We start from the raw sequence: 16418 nt of genomic DNA, 5'->3' as shown, positions 1-16418 counted from the left end.
GGAGACAATCAATAAAACGGCAGCGTTATTCCTCCGGATGATAGCCATTGAAGTAGAGATTCAGCAGCACCGCCGCCACCGAAGAAAGCAAAATGCCGCTGTGCAGCAAAGGTTGCAGGCTCGCTGGCATCTGGGTAAAGAAATCAGCCGCTACGATCGGGATCATGCCAAGTCCCAGGCTGATGGCGACAATATAGGCGTTATAGCGATTGGTATTGAAGTTGACCCTGGTCAGGATCTTGATGCCGGTAGACAGCACCATGCCAAACATCACGATACCTGCGCCCCCCAAGACAAACTGCGGGATCGAGGCCACCAGAATAGACATTTTGGGGATCAAGCCGAACAGCACCAGAATCAAACCTGCCATCACGCATACCCAGCGGCTGGACACCTGAGTAACGCTGACCAAGCCAATATTCTGGGAGAACGAGGTATGCGGGAACGTATTGAAAATACCGCCGATAATGGTTCCCAGGCCGTCAACCCGCAACCCGCGTACCACATCCTGCTTGGTGGTTGGGCGGCCGACAATTTCCCCCAGCGCCATAAACATGCCCATGGATTCAATAAATACGATCAGCATGACGATCGTCAGGGTGATAATCGACGCAGGATCAAAGGTGGGCCAACCGAAGGCAAAGGGGCGCACGATAGCAAACCAGGCGGCATCATCCAGGCCAGAAAAGCTGACTTCTCCCATCAGCAGCGCCACCACAAAACCGAAGCCAATCCCCAACAACACGGAAATATTAGAGATAAAGCCTTTGCTAAACCGGGTGATTAGCAAAATAAAAATCAGCACCAGCAACGAGACGCCAATATAGGCCGGGTTACCGTAGTTGGCATTGCCCCTGCCCCCGGCGGCCCAATCTATCCCGACCCGCACGATGCTAAGGCCGATAGAGGTGATCACAATCCCCGTCACCAGGGTTGGGAACAGCGGCATCAAACGGCCTACCAACGGCACCAGCAATGTAGTGATAATACCGGCCGCAATAGTGGCACCAAAGATACCGGTCAGACCGATTTCGGGGTTGGCACCGATGGCCAACATCGGCGTGACGGCTGCGAAGGTGACGGACATAATGACGGGCAACCGAATACCCGCAAAGCGACCTATCCCGATGCATTGCAATAGCGTCACCACGCCACAGCAGAACAGATCGGAGCTGATCAGATAAGCAATCTGTAACTTATCCAGCCCCAGGCTGCCGCCGATCATCAATGGGACGGCAACCGCCCCCGCATACATCACCAGAACATGCTGAAGCCCCAGGGTAAAAAGATGGGCAATGGGTAATATCTCTTCAACTTTATCAATCGGTTTTTCAGTCGCCCGCGCCTTCTCACCGGGCAAAATAGTATTCAAGTTGGTCATGGAACCTCACTCCTGTACGGCCTTGATCAGGTTGTCATTCCTGATGGCTACGATTCGAGGGCACAGCCTGATAACCCCCCTGATAATGGATGTACGGCACGAGTTTGGGGCATGCATATTGTGTGCAGAATGGGCTGTTCTCAGGTGGTATTGTGCAGGGGAGTGTTTTAAATGCGGAAACCATCACAGATGAGGCTTAATTTACTTCAATTTAATTAACATTAAATTGGATAAAAAATAACACTCACCCTCGGCGAAAATGGCGCAATTGATAAAATTACCAATATGATTCGTCTCAATTTGAGATCCCACCACCGTACCCAGCCGATAAACCAATAGCAGCGACATGTTGCAATTTTGGTTGGCAAAATCTGCCACCGGTTGCTAATTCCTTGATTGCCCGTCATTCCCGGGTTTCCACAGCCAACCAGAGGTGCGCTATCAAAAGTAACAAGCCGATAACCCGCATAGAAATGGTCAATAATTAGCCTGTCTTTGGTTTATTTATGAACAACAACTGTGTATATTACCACCACTCAGAAGGAATGAGTCAGGCGATCCGGCCACTCCATTACAGGGATAGACGTTCAGTTGCTCTTTCAGAAATCTTTTATGATTAAATTTTTTGCTGTATTTCTCACTTGCTCAGCTTTTTGCATGAGCTTTTCCGCTTCAGCCAGTTCCGGCCACAATAATACTCAGGAGCTAAAAAAAATCCTGTCGCATTATGACCGATGGGAAGGAGTACGTTACAAATTCGGGGGTAACTCGCGCAAAGGCATCGACTGTTCAGCCTATACGCAGCGCGTGTTTCAAGATGAATTTGCCGTCAGCTTGCCACGCAGCACCGGTGAACAAATGAAACTGGGCTCGCGCGTAGCCAAAAGCGAGTTAAACACGGGCGATCTGGTGTTTTTCAAAACCTCATCCCGTCAGCGCCACGTAGGCGTTTATATCGGAGAGGGTGAGTTTGTTCACGCCTCTACCAGTAAGGGCGTCACCGTTTCCAGGCTGGATAACCAATACTGGGGCGCACGTTACGAACTGGCCCGACGTATCAATGGCAGCGATGCATAAACCTGCCCACCTGGCCCAACCGCCGGTCACCACACCGGCGGCCAAGGCGAGGCTCACAGCTTCTTGCGGTTACGGCGCATATCGATAGCCACGGCGGCCACGATGATCATGCCTTTGATAATGTCTTGAATGTAGGAATCCACGCCAATAAAGGTAAAGCCACTTTTGATCAGGCCGAGGATCACCGCGCCGATCAGCGTACCGGTAATGCGCCCCACTCCCCCCATCAGGCTACTGCCACCGATGACCGCTGCGGCAATGGCGTCCAACTCATAAGACACCCCCATGCTCGACTGCCCGCTACTGACTCGTGCCGCCAGCACCACGCCCGCTAATCCTGCCAACCCACCCGCAATGGTGTAGACCGTCACCAGGTATTTATTGACGTTGATCCCAGAGACCCTGGCCGAGGTCATATTGCCGCCGATGGCATACACGTATTTGCCATAACGGGTGTGCTTCAGGGCGATATGGAAAATCACCGCCACCACCAGAAAGATAATCACCGGCATGGCACCTTGGCCAATCGAGGTGAAGCCATCCGACAGGAAACTGACCGGGTTACCTTTGGTGTAATACTGTGCCAAACCACGGGCAGAAACCATCATCCCCAAGGTGGCGATAAACGGTGGAATGCCGGTGCGGGTGATCAAGAACCCGTTGATAAATCCGCAAATAATCCCCACCCCAATCCCGGCCCCGATGGGGATCGCAGCGGGCAGATCCAGCAGGCCCGGATACATTGGCGAAATGCTTTCGGAGGTTTGCGCCAGGCTGGCCGCCACCACCGCCGTCAGGGCAATCAACGAGCCAGATGAGAGATCGATACCGGTGGTAATGATGACCTGAGTTACACCAACGGCGATGATGCCGATGATTGCCACCTGCAAAACGATCAACAGCAGGCGGTTCGGGTTAAGCAGGAATGACTGATCGCGCACGTACCAGCCCAGCATTTCAAAAATCAGCGCGATACCGATCATGACGATAAAGATGCCGGTATCTTTCGGCAACTTGCCGCTGAAATCGGCAAACGGCGAGACTTTGACTGGCTGAGTTTCCACTTTGACGTTATTCATTGTGTTTTACCTTTGCGTTATTCCGAGGCCAACGCCATGATTTTTTCCTGGTCTGCTTCATCTTTATCCAGGATCCCCGTAATGCGTCCGGCGTGCATCACCATGACGCGATCGCTCATGCCGAGTATTTCCGGCAATTCAGACGAAACCAAAATAATGGCGACGCCGCGGTGCGCCAATTCGCTGATCAGGCGATAAATTTCTGCCTTGGCCCCCACGTCGATACCGCGCGTGGGTTCATCCAGGATCAGGACCTTCGGCTGCGCCAATAGCCAGCGAGCAATCAAGACCTTCTGCTGATTGCCGCCGCTGAGGTTATTGATAATCTGGTCCATCGTCGGGGTTTTAATATTGAGTTTGCTGATTTGCTCCATGCAGTCTTTGGCCATTTGCGTCTGGCTGACAAACCCGTTTTTGCTGGTATAGGCGGCAAGGTTGACGATGCTCATGTTCTCCACCACCGACAGCACCAGAAACAGGCCAGACTTTTTACGGTCTTCAGTCAGGAATGCCAGCCCTTGCTCGATGGCCTTGGAGGGGGAGTCTATTTTTACCGGCAAGCCTTCAATATAAATCTCGCCCCCCTCGGCCGGATGCATGCCAAACAGGCTCTCCATCACTTCGCTGCGCCCAGCTCCCACCAGCCCAGCAACCCCGAGAATTTCCCCACGCTTAACCGCAAAGGAGATATCCTGGAACCAGCCGCTGCGCCGCAATCCGGCCACACGCAACACCTCTTCACCGATGTTGTTATTGAACTTGGGGAACATCTGGGTCAGCTCGCGCCCCACCATCATGGTGATCAGCGACTGTTTGGTCAGATTCTCGGTTTTATCACTGGCGATCGAGGTACCATCGCGGAAGATGCTGACCTCGTCGGTGATGGCAAAGATCTCATCCATTTTGTGGCTGATATAGATAATGCCTTTACCCTGCTGCTTCAGTTCACGAATGATCGCAAACAGATGCACCACTTCCCCTTCCGTTAATGCCGAGGTCGGCTCATCCATGATCAATACGTCGGCGTTATAAGACACCGCCTTGGCAATCTCGACCATCTGTTGGTTGGCGATGCTCAGCGTGCCTAGTTGGGTTTCCGGGTCTAATTTAATCTTGAGGTGCGCCAACAGTTCGCGGGTTTTACGGTTTAATTCCTCGTGATTGACAAAACCCAGCTTGGCGGGTTCACGCCCCAGCCAGATATTTTCTGCCACCGTCATATGCGGTACCAGGTTCAGTTCCTGGTGGATCATAGAGATGCCCGAGTGCAAGGCCGCCTGCGTATCGTTAAACGTCATCGGCTGCCCTTTGACCTTGATGGTGCCGGCATCGGGCCGATAAATACCGATTAAGCACTTCATCAGTGTCGATTTACCGGCACCGTTTTCCCCCATTAACGCATGTACGCTGCCCGGTTTTATCTTGAGCGACACGTTATCCAACGCCTTAACGCCCGGGAACTGCTTGCTGATGCCTTCCGCCTCCAACACATAAGGATACATACTGATAACCTCCGCCGTTATCCTGCCGATCGCTGTGAACGATGCCCCGTACCGTTGGGCAAGGGGCCGGTTGGTCATTACTTTTTATTCTTGTCGGCAAAGTCTTGGTAATTGGCTTTGGTGATCAGTTGGTAAGGGATCATGACGCTGCTTTCAACCTTCTCACCCTTAACCAGTTGAATGGCGGTTTGCACGGCACCCTCCCCCTGACCTTTGGCATCCTGGAAGATGCTGAGGCTCAAATCTCCCTTCTTGATAAACTCCAGGGCATCTGGCGTACCGTCCACTCCCGCTACCAGCACACCGGTTTTCTTCGCCTGCTTCAGCGCCAGAATGGCACCGATCGCCATTTCATCGTTGTTGGAAGCGATGGCATCAATCTGCTGGCCGGAGAGGATCCAGTCGGTCGTCACGTCAACCGCCTCTTTGCGGAAAAACTTGGCGGTTTGCTTATCGATGATGTGAATATTCGGATACTGGGCCACCACTTCCTCAACCCCGCGGGTCCGGTCACGGGTGGCTTCACTGGAAAGCTCACCTAGCAGGATCATCACGTTGCCCTTGCCGTTCATCAGCTTGGCCAGCTCTTCCATCTGCAGCTTGCCCGCCAGTTTGGAATCTGAACCTACATAGGCCATACCGGCTGGTAACGTAGCTTCTGGCCGACGGTTAACGAACACCAGCGGAATATGGGCGTTCTCCGCCAGCTTGATCATTGGCTTGACGCCCTGGGTATCTACCGGGTTAAGGATGATGGCGTCGACCCCTTGGCTGACAAAGTTCTCTATCTGCTGGATCTGCTGTGCGATATCGCCTTTGGCATCTTCAAACTGGCCGCTGACGTTACCTTCCTGCTTCATTTTGTTTTGCATGGATTGGCGCAGGATGGTCAGGAAGTTGTCATCAAAGTAGGCCATCGACACGCCGATCTTGATATCTTTGGCTAACACCGAGGCTGGCAGCATGCACATCAGTAGCGAGGTGACGATCAATTTCTTCAGCTTCATGTTCTGTACCCTTTAATTGTTAGAATGAAGAGGCCTGTTGATTTGACGGCTAATGAAAAATATTTTTTACATTCAAACAACAATCCGCTCGTTATTATCGCCTTAAAACCCTGTTCCGCGCGGTATCTCATCAGTTAATACTGGTTATGAGATGCTTGGGAATAATTAAAAATAATCGTTAAAACAATGCATTGAAATTAACCCCTGATGTAACTGTTAAACACTTCACACAGACATCAAACGTTTATTTCAAAAATGAGACTAATGAAATTTTTTAACCCAAACAAGCGAAACGTGTGTTTTGGAATGGGAAAATAACAAAAACATGACAGGGATCTAACAAATGGGCGCAAAGTGACCGCTGCTCCCCCTCACCCCAGCCCTCTCCCATTGTAAAATCGGGGGATCCCATAAACAGCTGTTTAAGGGAGAGGGAGCGGGTACGGTGTTGTAGGTAAGAACGGAAGTCAGTCTGGAGGTATAAGGCAGAACGCCGTAGTCAACATTCGGTTCCCTCTCCCTTCTGGGAGAGAGTTAGAGTTAGGGGGATGTTAGTTTTGTTCTGAGACCAGCACGGCCAGCGTATCCGGTTCCAGGGCGCGGAAGATGTGCGGCCGGTCGGCTGGATAGCAAATATAATCCCCGGCATTCAGCTCGGCAGGCTCTTCCACCAGCCCGACCAAGGCACGCCCCTGGGTGATGACGATGTGTTCCACCGAGCCTAACGGGTGCGGATGAGAAAGACGGTCGGCTCCCGGCTGGGTCGTCAGCAGATAGATATCTCGCCGTGCGCTAGGCGGACAGGTTGCCAACAGTACCGCCGTATAGTTAGCCACTTCCGACACCACCGCCGCCCCTTCCCCACGCCGGATCACCTGCGTTTTACTTTTCTGCGGCTCCATCAAACGCGCAAAGGGGATATCCAGTGCAACGCAGAGTGCCCACAGCGTTTCGAGGCTCGGATTACCATTCCCCGCTTCCAGTTGAGACAGCGTTGATTTGGCAATTCCTGCCCGGCGGGCAATTTCTGCCAACGAGAGGCCTGTACGCTGGCGTTCGCGCACCAGAGCTTCCGCAATGATATTGATGGGTTGTTTCATAGGCCGCGTAACTCACCTTATAACGAACGATCGTTCGACTTGTAAATCGAGATTGAAGTGTTCATTATAATAGAACAACCGTTCGTTTTGAGAAAGGCAGTGAGAAAAATAGTATGGCTAAAAACTTTTTCCCCTCGCTCGATAAGAGCGTGATCAAAGGGATCGCGCTGGTCTGCCTGGCAGACGGCATCGTGGGGATCTCCTATGGTTCGCTGGCGATCGGCCTGGGTTTCGAGCTCTGGGTCCCACTGATGCTGTCGTTGCTGGTGTTGGCGGGTGCCTCTGAATTTCTGTTTATCGGCATCGTCGCCAGCGGTGGTAGCCCCTTTGCTGCGGCGGCAGCCGGGCTGCTGGTAAATGCACGCCACCTGCCGTTCGGTATGGCAGTGAAAGAGGTGATCGAGCGCAGCCGCTTTAAGTTATTGGGTTGCCATATCATGAATGATGAAAGCGTGGTGTTCGGCATTTCCCAACCGACGTTGACCAAAAAACGGGCAGCCTACTGGCTCTGTGGGCTGGGGATTGCCGCCTGCTGGCCGTTGGGCGTGTTGATTGGCGGCACCATCGGCAGCTTTATTCCCGATATCAATGCCATCGGGCTGGACGCCGTGTTCCCCACCATTTTGCTGGCCTTGATTGTCGGTTCGCTGAAAAAACTGCGTACCTGTATTTCCGCCTGCTCCGGCACCCTGATTGCCCTGGCTAGCGTGCCCTTGGTACCGATTGGCATGCCAGTGCTGTTTTCACTGTTGGGTTTACTGATCAGAAAGCGAGAAAAATAATGGATAACCAAACACTCATCATCGGCATTCTGCTCCTTGCCAGCGGCACCTTTGCGTTTCGCTTTGCCGGGTTCCTGCTGGGCCGCAGCCTGAGCTTTTCTGACCGGGTTCAGGCCTTGCTCGCCGACTCCGCCACCACGTTGCTGCTCGCCGTAGCGGTGATCGCGACGCTGTTCGAAGGGCAACACTTTGCTGGTTATGCCCGTTTAGGCGGTGTGGCCGTGGGAGCATTATTAGCCTGGCGGAAAACGCCGTTAATCGTGGTGTTGCTGGCTGCGGCGGCAGTGACGGCGCTGTTGCGGGTAGCCGGTGTGGCATAACTCACTGCTGGCCGGGTATGATAGCGGCCGGCAGGTATGCTGCCTCACCGTAGATGGGATAGAAATGGAGAAGCTCGCCACATTAGCCGTAGTTGGAATAGTGCTGCTTGCGCCCTGGACAGCGCTACAGGCCGTGACGCCAGTGGGCCCAGGTTTTACCCCTGACCGGCCTGCTTCGCTGTTTGACTGTCAGGCTCCGTTGATCAAGCTGTTAGCCAGCAGCAATCAGGCTCTGATCCGGGCGGAGAAAGTGCCAGCGAACAAGCTGGAAATCAATATTGAACCACGGGCCAACGGCATACAGGCCATTCAACTGTTCGACCGCCGCAAGTCAACCTCACCCGATTCGCCAGGGGCCGGACATCTTGGTTGGGTCATGTACGATCCGCAAACCGGCCAGCTACTGGATAACAGCGCCGACGAACAGCATCCGCTGCAACTCACCTTTAATCCACAGTACGGCAAACAATATCAGCAATGCCTACAGAAGGAGCAGCGCTGCGCGGCCATTCTGGACCAGATGAAATTAGGCCCAATCATCGCCGATTCCCCTAAATATGTGGTGCGTGGTAAAGGCCGGGCTTATTTTCACGTTGCCCCCACCGAGCAGTGCGTCAATGAGTCTCAATTTGTGATCCCGGATGACAAGGTGCAAGTGGTGGGTTATGCCGCGCTTGAACCCGTCGCAGGTGAGAAAAATGGCTATCTGTTAGTCGGTTATGGCAATGCCTCCGGCTGGATCAACGTTGATCGTCTGGCCCCGCTCGACGAGATTTGCCACGATGCGCAGGCAAGCGCCGAAGCTGCATTAAGCAAAGCGTCCTCACCTGCGGCGAAGTATCTGGTGAAGAGCAAAAAACTCTATTTTTACGACTCGCCGGATAAGCTCTGCCAGGATGAGGGTGGGAAGTTTGTCGTCAATGGCGATAGCGTTACCGCCACGCACGGGCAGGCTTATAAGGGATTTTTGTTTGTGAGCTATCTTCACCCCAAAACCGGCGATAAAACCCCGGGCTGGGTGAAGGCTGATGGTTTGGCTGGGCAATAAATACAAGCTAATCAAGAGCACGAACTGGCTCTCTCGCCCTTTGGGATGGTTGGGCTAAAACCCACCGAGCGGTGGGTTAGATATCGCTATTGATCAATCAGGCAGCCAGCTCAAATAAATAGAGCGTGTAATCAACCTTGCTCGCCACATTACCCGGCGTTGCGCGACCGGTACTGCAGAAGTTTGCTGCAAAGGAGGCATAAACCTCACCATCCATCACCGGGACAAACGCCGAACTGACCAGTTGAGAGTTACTCCCTGCCTGGACAATATCGCCTTGCTGGTTACGCAGTTGGATCTGCACGTTCCCCGCCTCCGCCATATTAATCAGGCCGCCGGTGGCAGCATCAACCGTGGCACCCCCCTCAAAAAACACCAAGGCGTGAGTATATTGCTCCGAGATGCCCGCTACACGGATGTCGAAGCGGGTAGCCTGTGCCTGAGCACCCGGGTTTGCCAGCTGCACTTCGTTTACTGCACCAAGCTGCACGTAGCCATTTTGCGTTTCGCTGCCATTAACGCTGACGGTGAGGCCAGCACTGCGTGGCCGCTGTACAATAATGCCACCCTCTTCAATCCCCATGGTTTGGGCAACGATTTGTCCAGCAAAATTGATGGTTCCATTGACGGTATTATTCATGATAAATATCCTTATCCTAATAAGAGAGCACAGTGAAACTGATGTTCCACCTGATTTAATTCGCAGTGTTTGTTCTGCTTAATTAAAGATTACCCACTTAATGATAAGGATTCCTTCTGTTACCGTTGTGCTGTCAATGGCAGGACGCTGATGCCGACGGATAAATCGGTGGGATTTTTGGTAGATATGATCTTTACCGTGTGAGGGGCCGAACGCAGCAACTATCCTTCAAACTGGTGCCCCGCAACGTTGAACACGAGCTGAAAGCCATCCTGAGTCGAGTTATGCAGCACCGGATCGATATAGTTGTAGAAAATGGCGGCTCCCGAGATAAAAGGCAAGACCCGCCCTTCGTCCGGGAAAGGATCAAACCTGTGAATACATTAACCACCAGTTATGGCGTAGTGGTCAGGGAAACGCGCCGCTCAGTATACCCGGGCACGGGGCAAATCACTCAGCCTGGTGGTATAAGCCGGTGACAGCAGTTCACGCTTCATCGACCACACCTGCTGCGTTCCCTGACCAGCAAACCACAGCTTGCCCCGGCCCGAGTTATTGATGGAGTCCATCACCTTCATTAACTCTTCACTGCCATGCCGAGGCTGATATTCATCGAACATGTCGAGCTGTGCAACGCCTTGGCTGAAAAAATCCTGCAGCATCACGCCGCCCTTATCGAAACGATGACCGGGTTGCCAAATGGCATCCAGGCAACGCATCGCGGCGGCAATAATATCGCGGGTGTCTTGCGTTGGCGTATTCAATTTGACGCTGGCCGAATTACCGTAATAGGCTTCGTGAGTAGCGAACGGGCTGGTTTTGATCCAGGCGCTGACGTGCCGACAATACTGCCGTTCTGTCCTCAGCTTTTCTGCCGCTCGTGTGGCATATAAACAAATTGCCTGATGCATATGTTCATACTCGGTGATGCGTTCGCCAAAGCTGCGGCTGCTGATAATCTGCTGCTTGGTTGGCGCAAACTCTTCCAGCTCAAGGCAAGGCTCACCACACAGTTCCCGCACCGTACGTTCGATGACCACGCTGAAGCGTTTACGTATCATGGTGGTACTGGCATCAGCCAGTTGCAGTGCACTTTCTATGCCCATCGCGTTCAGCTTTTTTGCAATCCGCCGCCCAATGCCCCAGACTTCCTCTACCGGCACCTTATTCATCAGCTTACGCTGCCGCTCCTGGCTGGAAAGGTCGACCACGCCGTTGGTTTGTTTCACCCATCTTTTGGCGGCAAAATTTGCCAGCTTGGCCAGCGTTTTGGTTTGTGCAATCCCGACCCCGATCTTTAGCCTCGTCTCGCTCCGCACTTTGTCCCGAATCTGCCGCCCAAACAGTTCCAGATTGCCGCAATTAGGCACCGAGGAGAGATCGAGAAAGCTTTCATCGATAGAATAGATCTCAACGCGGGGGACCAACGCTTCCAATGCCGTCATCACCCGAGCTGACATATCGGCATACAGCTCGTAGTTGCTGCTAAAAGCGACGCCTCCCGCCCGTTCCAACTGCTGCTTGACCTTGAAATACGGCCCGGTCATCGCCATCCCCAATTTTTTGGCCTCTTGGTTACGGGCCACCACGCAGCCATCATTGTTTGATAACACCACCACCGGGCGGCCACGCAGATCGGGCCGCCACAGCATTTCACAGCTGGCATAAAAGTTGTTCACATCGGCCAGCGCGTACATTACTTCAGCCTCGTAATAGTCGACACCACGACGCCGACGATATCTAAATCTTCAGCTCCATCATGTAGCGGAATGGGCTGGTAGTTGGGGTTCATCGGTTCGAGCTGCACGACTGGCCGCATACATAACCGCTTTACCGTGAACTCCCCGCCAACGCTGGCGATCACAATATCGCCATGTTCGGCCCCAATGCTGCAATCGACCACCAGCATCGAGCCATCGACAATGCCCGCCTCCAACATGCTTTCACCGGAGGCGTAGAGAAAGTAAGTGGCATTCGGGTGGCTGATGCAATATTCGTTGAGATCGATCCTGGCATGGACGTAGTCCTGCGCCGGGCTTGGGAAGCCAGCAGGCACCCGATCGGAAAACAGTGGCAGGTACAATTTCTCTGGAGTTGGTGTTGGAGTAAAGTGTTTCATGGGGCATGTCTCTATACTGTATTTTTATACAGTATAGATATGCCGAATGGTGGGAGGAAGAGAGATTTTCACCATGAATGATATGGCTATGATCGGTAAGGAAAGAAAGTTGGCCTCCCTTTCCCATACCCATCATCGGCTAAGATAGGGGCCGCTGACATGGAACCCATTGATTTATTGGGTAACTATCGTTGAAATAATTACCCAGGGCTGGCCAGTAGCTAGTCAAATACCCCATTGATGACAGAGGCAACAATAGCCGTGCTTAAGGCCACCAGAACTAAATCATTCCCGGCGATACGCCATTCATAGCCAGGATAAGATGGCAGTTGTCCCAGCATTGAAGCTGGCACCATTTTCTTGGCGATCCCTGGCGGCAATGGCTTACCCCGTGCCAGGTTCTTGGCAATGCCGGGAGGTAAAGATTGATACCCGGTTAATCCATAGTTTACCGCCAGGGGCCGGACACGGTCATAATTGATATTCACGGTAACCAGATCGTCATTACCACCCTTGGATTTTTTGCCTTTGTCTGAATGGTCTTTGCCTGAATTACCCTTCCCATGATTGTCGCCATGGTTAGCTGAATTACCATGCCCACCTCCATTACCGTTACCATTCCCTGGATTGGCCATAACGGAGGCTGAGGATGTGAACACGATCAACGCAAGTGCGAGGGCAGAACAGCGATGCTTGAGCATTTTAAATAACCTCAATGAGGGGATACTCGATCAATCTAGCCCTCCCCTGACTACCGAGCAATATGGATTCATCTTATAGTGGGTTTTATGCTAAGTTGATTCATGCGTTGCAGGGCTAACCAGGTGGGCTTTATGAAAATTATTGCAGGTACCCTTTTAGTCATCCTGCTGGCAGGATGCACTTCAGTCAGTGTTTCTGGCTCTGGCGGTAGTTCGGGCCGTTCAACGGCCACTATTGGTATCGGTTCTGGCGTCCGCCTTTGATGCAGGCACTCGCGCAGTCCTTCTGGCTGGTGCGAAGACGTTAACTCAGGTTTTTTCGTAGAGATCGATAATCTCGTACTCTCCACCGATCACAGGTTTGCATAAAATTTTATATCCGTCGCTATCAAAGCCCGGCGCAGCAATCATTAACTCCCTCGCTTCATCCAGGCTATCTACTGCACCCAGCCATAACCAGTGGTGAATAATATGGTACTGAGCCATATCAGCCCCCTGCTCTCGCAAGGCTATCGGACCACGCCACGGCCAGCACACCACGCGGCTTTGCTCTAGTGCTGAAATCAGACGCTGCTGATGATCGGCCAAACTTTCTTTGCCACAACAAGCACCGGCGCACCGCTTCAGTGCCGAGCGAAAACATGGGCGGCCTTTGCTTAATGGCTCAAGCCCCAACAGTCCATAACAGAGTTGATGCTGATCGGCGATAGACTGCAGCGCTTGTAGTGCCGCCCGCCGGTTGGCAAAAAGGCCAAACAACCCAGCGTGCCGAGCAAAATCCACCTCTTTGGCATACACCACCGTGGGTTTGTCATCATTGAGTTGCAATGCGCAGAGCTGCCTGTTGCGACGCAGGCGTTTATTGAACAGCGGTTGTTGCTGTTTAATCAATTGCGCTTCCAGCAACAACGCCCCTATTTCACCCGCCGTCCTGATAAAGGTGATACGCCTGGCCTGGCGCAGCATGGCCGCTTCGTCCGGGGTGCGCAAATGTGAAAGCACCCGGCTGCGAAGGTTCACGCTCTTACCGATGTAGAGCGGCATGGTTTCGCACTCGCCGTGGAACAGGTACACCCCAGGTAAAGCGGGCAAGCCTTCCAGCCATTGGCGTAGGTGTTCCGGGTATTGGTAGATAGCTTCCGCTTCAAACTCGAGCCTTGGTGCGGCAGAACGTCTGGCCAATCGTACTCTCCATACTGATTTTTTATACAGTATAGCGGGGTTGGGTGGGGGTTTGAAGGGGGGGAACGCAGTAAAACTCGTCAATCCTATCATACAGGCGCCTGGATAATAGGACTGAGTCTAACAATACTCACTACTCGACGTTTACTGACCGGTTCTCACAAATCTTTTGAATGCAACGGTTGCCATATCTGGGTTAGGCTCACAACCAAGCATGTTGGCACAAAACGGTTTTATAAATATTCTCGATGTACCATCTTCATTGGGCATCTTGCTTATCTGATATGCCAATAAAGGGCTATAGGGCGCAGGGTTGTGGGTTGAAATTATAGTATCGGTTACCGTTTGCACCTTCCAATTGGAATTGGTCGCCACCCAGAACTGTGAGCGTTTCCAGTATAAATCACACTCCTTATCATCCTTACAGATCAGTGGCTTTTCGACTTCTGCCTGAAGTGCTGGATCAACCTTTTGGGCACATCCACTCATCATTACCGTGATAAAACAAAATGCTATAATCTTCTTCATTCAATCCATTCCCTATGAGGTGCGTTACAAGTGGCAACATCCTATCATCAGCTAATTTACGGTCAATGCACTTCTGTAGCCTCAACCATCTTTATCACTCACAGTGCTAATAAAGGTGATAAACCTCGTCCGTAGTACGCAAATATAAAAGCACCCAGCTGCGAATGTTCACGTTTTTACCGATGATGTTATGGGCATTGATCAATGCAGCCGTGGTGATTGTCCCCTCACCCTAGCCCTCTCCCAAAGGACGAGGGAACTTTACGTGCTACATGTTGATACAGTGCCTGACTACGGTTGCGGACTAGCTCCCTCTCCCTGTGGAAACGTTAATATTGCCTAAGATGTGTTCGGGGAGAGGGTTGGGGTGAGGGGTAACGGTTTTCGTGTAGCGGATAAAAAAATGTTATAAATCAAAAGAATAAAAAAAGACCGAGTACGATTCCTATACTCGGTCTAGGGAAAGGGCTCTTGGGAGAGAGCCGTGCGCTAAAAGTTGGCATTTATGCAAGGTTTGTTCAACCGTGCAATCTAAGAATAGTCCAAGGTGCCAGTTTTGCCAGCCCAGCGCACACAAGTGATAGTTACAAACAGAAATTAATTACGTACATCTCGTCACCACCCGTAAACTTTTGCATAAGTATCGGGTGGTTAGCTGATTAGTCAGCACACAGTTTTTCTGCTCTTTCGCGGAAAGGTTGCACATTCATTTTATGACCTGGGTTGTTGGCATCATCCAACAGGATCACATCCAGCGATTGGGCACGCTGCTGCCCCGCTTTCACCTGTGCTTCTGCGGCTTCATTGAGCGGATACTGCATCAGGGTGCTGTTGTTGAGCACGAACAAGGCGGCCCCTTTGCGGCATTGCAGCGTGACCTCCTCTTTGGTGAACGCCCACTGTTTGCCGTACTCCAGCTTAGTGACGTTAACCAGCTTATCTGCCGCCAGCGCGCTCGACGCCGTTGCCAACAGCGCAATACCAAGAATTACAGATTTCATGTTTTTGGCCTTAAGTTGCGATTTAAATCGATTTTCCCGCAGTTTGGGGGCATCCGGCAAGGCGCAATGTCATACCGGTGCATAGGTTGCAAATAAACTCACCAACAGCAGCACCGCAGCGCCCAACGTCACCTCAAGCCAACAGGCGATCACCAACCCGCGCTGTGCCAGATTGGGGGAGGTGCGCATTGCGGGGACGATAACGTAACGGTTTGCCAATGCCACCATCACCATCAATGCCACCAGCCCGGCTTTAACTAACAACAAGCGTTGATAGGCGGAATCGAGATCGACTGGCCAGCGGCCAAGGATGATCAGGCTGTTGATTATGCCCGTGACGATCACCAGCACCACGGCAACATGGCCCCAGCGGGAGAAACGGATCAAGGTGGCGACCGCATCGCTACGCCATTGCGGTTGTGGCAAGTAGCGCAGGCAAAGCAACAACGGTAATAGGCTGCCGAACCAGTAACCTGCCGCTAATAGGTGCAAAGCGTGGTTAACTCGGTGTGCTATTCCCAATATGCCCGCATGCATCGCCGCATGGCCGATAAACGCCATGTTGACCAGTAGCAGTGCCGAGCACAGCGCTAGCGCTTGCCCCCGCTTTGCCGCAGGCAACAGCAAGGCTAACAAGGCCAGCAGGGAAAACCCCAGATGCCAGCACCAGGCCTCACCAAAAGTGGTGCCCAACACCGCCCACCAAATGCTCAATTGCCAGGTATCCGCCCAGCCATCGCCCATCAAGCCGGCCTGAATAGCCAGCATCAGCAAAGCGGTTAATGCGGAGATCCAGGTCGAGGCGAGCAGCAGCGGGCGCAAATCGCGGGTGATTATCGGGGAAAGGCGCTGTGGCGACAGGACGGCGGTGAACAGGCTGACGCCAAACATCAGCATCACCGCCGTAAAGTGCACAAAGCGACACAGCACAAACAGGGTCGCCAGAGTCAT

The 16418-nt window shown here is 52.5% G+C and carries 16 protein-coding genes and 1 pseudogene; 4 read left to right on the top strand and 13 right to left on the bottom strand.

Annotation, left to right across the window (positions count from 1 at the left end; translation table 11 throughout):
* Positions 1-40 precede the first annotated feature (40 nt).
* A pseudogene (locus tag AC6HVW_RS05075) lies at positions 41-1381 on the bottom strand (nucleobase:cation symporter-2 family protein); the annotation flags it as partial.
* A 657-nt stretch (positions 1382-2038) separates the two neighbouring features.
* Here AC6HVW_RS05075 and AC6HVW_RS05070 point away from each other — a divergent pair.
* Positions 2039-2458, top strand: a complete 420-nt coding sequence (locus AC6HVW_RS05070) for an NlpC/P60 family protein (RefSeq protein ID WP_254698844.1) — start codon at positions 2039-2041, stop codon at positions 2456-2458.
* Positions 2459-2511: 53 nt separating this feature from the next.
* On the opposite strand, the gene AC6HVW_RS05065 is transcribed toward AC6HVW_RS05070, so the two are convergent.
* The 4 genes from AC6HVW_RS05065 to AC6HVW_RS05050 all read right to left on the bottom strand — a co-directional run bounded on the left by AC6HVW_RS05065 (position 2512) and on the right by AC6HVW_RS05050 (position 7146).
* Entirely contained in the window at positions 2512-3537 is a 1026-nt protein-coding gene (locus AC6HVW_RS05065; RefSeq protein WP_071683305.1) for an ABC transporter permease, read from the bottom strand.
* A 17-nt stretch (positions 3538-3554) separates the two neighbouring features.
* The gene (locus AC6HVW_RS05060; RefSeq protein ID WP_071683304.1) at positions 3555-5039 is read right to left on the bottom strand and encodes a sugar ABC transporter ATP-binding protein; all 1485 of its coding nucleotides are present in this window, start codon (positions 5037-5039) and stop codon (positions 3555-3557) included.
* A gap of 77 nt (positions 5040-5116) precedes the next feature.
* On the bottom strand, positions 5117-6046 hold the full coding sequence (locus tag AC6HVW_RS05055; protein WP_021181075.1) for a sugar ABC transporter substrate-binding protein: 930 nt from the start codon (positions 6044-6046) through the stop codon (positions 5117-5119).
* A 551-nt stretch (positions 6047-6597) separates the two neighbouring features.
* On the bottom strand, positions 6598-7146 hold the full coding sequence (locus AC6HVW_RS05050) for a helix-turn-helix domain-containing protein (protein ID WP_186486289.1): 549 nt from the start codon (positions 7144-7146) through the stop codon (positions 6598-6600).
* Positions 7147-7259: 113 nt separating this feature from the next.
* Between AC6HVW_RS05050 and AC6HVW_RS05045 the strand changes: the two genes are divergently transcribed.
* From AC6HVW_RS05045 to AC6HVW_RS05035, 3 genes are all read left to right on the top strand, one after another.
* Positions 7260-7928, top strand: coding sequence for an AzlC family ABC transporter permease (locus AC6HVW_RS05045; protein ID WP_071683302.1), 669 nt, complete (start codon positions 7260-7262; stop codon positions 7926-7928).
* Positions 7928-8248: an AzlD domain-containing protein gene (locus AC6HVW_RS05040; RefSeq protein WP_021806744.1), complete on the top strand. Its 321-nt coding sequence runs from the start codon at positions 7928-7930 to the stop codon at positions 8246-8248. The genes AC6HVW_RS05045 and AC6HVW_RS05040 overlap by 1 nt, the downstream gene beginning before the upstream one ends.
* 64 nt (positions 8249-8312) lie before the next feature.
* Entirely contained in the window at positions 8313-9296 is a 984-nt protein-coding gene (locus AC6HVW_RS05035) for a hypothetical protein (RefSeq protein WP_186486290.1), read from the top strand.
* A 97-nt stretch (positions 9297-9393) separates the two neighbouring features.
* Here the strand turns inward: AC6HVW_RS05035 and AC6HVW_RS05030 are convergent, their stop codons facing one another.
* From AC6HVW_RS05030 to copD, 8 genes are all read right to left on the bottom strand, one after another.
* Positions 9394-9936, bottom strand: coding sequence for a fimbrial protein (locus AC6HVW_RS05030; protein WP_071683300.1), 543 nt, complete (start codon positions 9934-9936; stop codon positions 9394-9396).
* A gap of 425 nt (positions 9937-10361) precedes the next feature.
* A complete protein-coding gene (umuC, locus tag AC6HVW_RS05025; RefSeq protein ID WP_071683299.1) occupies positions 10362-11633 on the bottom strand; it encodes a translesion error-prone DNA polymerase V subunit UmuC in 1272 nt (423 codons plus the stop codon).
* The gene (gene umuD / locus AC6HVW_RS05020) at positions 11633-12055 is read right to left on the bottom strand and encodes a translesion error-prone DNA polymerase V autoproteolytic subunit (RefSeq protein WP_071683298.1); all 423 of its coding nucleotides are present in this window, start codon (positions 12053-12055) and stop codon (positions 11633-11635) included. The genes umuC and umuD overlap by 1 nt, the downstream gene beginning before the upstream one ends.
* A gap of 221 nt (positions 12056-12276) precedes the next feature.
* A complete protein-coding gene (locus tag AC6HVW_RS05015; RefSeq protein ID WP_071683297.1) occupies positions 12277-12756 on the bottom strand; it encodes an anti-virulence regulator CigR family protein in 480 nt (159 codons plus the stop codon).
* 309 nt (positions 12757-13065) lie between these two features.
* The gene (cho, locus tag AC6HVW_RS05010; RefSeq protein WP_071683296.1) at positions 13066-13938 is read right to left on the bottom strand and encodes an excinuclease Cho; all 873 of its coding nucleotides are present in this window, start codon (positions 13936-13938) and stop codon (positions 13066-13068) included.
* A gap of 144 nt (positions 13939-14082) precedes the next feature.
* Complete coding sequence (locus AC6HVW_RS05005) at positions 14083-14466, bottom strand: hypothetical protein (protein ID WP_039996018.1); 384 nt, start codon at positions 14464-14466, stop codon at positions 14083-14085.
* A 659-nt stretch (positions 14467-15125) separates the two neighbouring features.
* Positions 15126-15467 (bottom strand): YebY family protein, encoded by a 342-nt coding sequence (locus tag AC6HVW_RS05000; RefSeq protein WP_071683295.1) that lies wholly within the window; start codon positions 15465-15467, stop codon positions 15126-15128.
* 69 nt (positions 15468-15536) lie between these two features.
* Complete coding sequence (copD, locus tag AC6HVW_RS04995) at positions 15537-16418, bottom strand: copper homeostasis membrane protein CopD (RefSeq protein WP_497569283.1); 882 nt, start codon at positions 16416-16418, stop codon at positions 15537-15539.

This window comes from Serratia sp. NCCP-200 (genome assembly GCF_059697885.1).
Note: the sequence above shows the minus strand (reverse complement) of the source record. Positions and strands in the feature narration are given on the sequence as shown.

What these genes read in the sequence shown, in the direction of transcription:
- AC6HVW_RS05015 (WP_071683297.1), bottom strand. Translation starts at nt 12,756, where the DNA reads ATGCTCAAGCATCGCTGTTCTGCCCTCGCACTTGCGTTGATCGTGTTC.
- AC6HVW_RS05000 (WP_071683295.1), bottom strand. Translation starts at nt 15,467, where the DNA reads ATGAAATCTGTAATTCTTGGTATTGCGCTGTTGGCAACGGCGTCGAGC.
- AC6HVW_RS05035 (WP_186486290.1), top strand. Translation starts at nt 8,313, where the DNA reads ATGGAGAAGCTCGCCACATTAGCCGTAGTTGGAATAGTGCTGCTTGCG.
- AC6HVW_RS05030 (WP_071683300.1), bottom strand. Translation starts at nt 9,936, where the DNA reads ATGAATAATACCGTCAATGGAACCATCAATTTTGCTGGACAAATCGTT.
- AC6HVW_RS05040 (WP_021806744.1), top strand. Translation starts at nt 7,928, where the DNA reads ATGGATAACCAAACACTCATCATCGGCATTCTGCTCCTTGCCAGCGGC.
- AC6HVW_RS05050 (WP_186486289.1), bottom strand. Translation starts at nt 7,146, where the DNA reads ATGAAACAACCCATCAATATCATTGCGGAAGCTCTGGTGCGCGAACGC.
- AC6HVW_RS05070 (WP_254698844.1), top strand. Translation starts at nt 2,039, where the DNA reads ATGAGCTTTTCCGCTTCAGCCAGTTCCGGCCACAATAATACTCAGGAG.
- umuD (WP_071683298.1), bottom strand. Translation starts at nt 12,055, where the DNA reads ATGAAACACTTTACTCCAACACCAACTCCAGAGAAATTGTACCTGCCA.
- AC6HVW_RS05060 (WP_071683304.1), bottom strand. Translation starts at nt 5,039, where the DNA reads ATGTATCCTTATGTGTTGGAGGCGGAAGGCATCAGCAAGCAGTTCCCG.
- AC6HVW_RS05065 (WP_071683305.1), bottom strand. Translation starts at nt 3,537, where the DNA reads ATGAATAACGTCAAAGTGGAAACTCAGCCAGTCAAAGTCTCGCCGTTT.
- AC6HVW_RS05005 (WP_039996018.1), bottom strand. Translation starts at nt 14,466, where the DNA reads ATGAAGAAGATTATAGCATTTTGTTTTATCACGGTAATGATGAGTGGA.
- umuC (WP_071683299.1), bottom strand. Translation starts at nt 11,633, where the DNA reads ATGTACGCGCTGGCCGATGTGAACAACTTTTATGCCAGCTGTGAAATG.
- AC6HVW_RS05055 (WP_021181075.1), bottom strand. Translation starts at nt 6,046, where the DNA reads ATGAAGCTGAAGAAATTGATCGTCACCTCGCTACTGATGTGCATGCTG.
- copD (WP_497569283.1), bottom strand. Translation starts at nt 16,418, where the DNA reads ATGACTCTGGCGACCCTGTTTGTGCTGTGTCGCTTTGTGCACTTTACG.
- AC6HVW_RS05045 (WP_071683302.1), top strand. Translation starts at nt 7,260, where the DNA reads ATGGCTAAAAACTTTTTCCCCTCGCTCGATAAGAGCGTGATCAAAGGG.